Source organism: Aquabacterium sp. A08 (assembly GCF_011742065.1).
On record NZ_JAAQQT010000211.1, the window covers coordinates 1 to 245 of the forward strand.

Annotated in this window: 1 protein-coding gene; it reads right to left on the reverse strand. The window is 75.5% G+C overall.

The genetic code is table 11. From position 1 onward, the window contains the following. On the reverse strand, positions 1-245 hold a 245-nt coding region (locus tag HA630_RS01180), incomplete at both ends, for a tetratricopeptide repeat protein (protein WP_166832128.1).

Consider the following 245-nt stretch of genomic DNA (forward strand, 5'->3'; position numbering starts at 1 on the left):
ACGGACGCCACGTCGGCGTCGGCTGGGCTCTCGGCCACGGCGCGCAGGGCCTGGCGGGCGGCGTCGGTCTGGCCGGCGGCGTTCAGCACGCGGGCCGCCAGCAAACCGGCCTGCTGGGCCTGCACGGTCCGGGCGGCCTGAGCCTGCATGTCGGCCCAGACGCGTTGGACCCGGTCGGTGTCCTGCGCCTGCACCGCGCGTTCCAGTTCATCGTACAGGGCGGCCGCTTCCAGCGCCGACTTGCG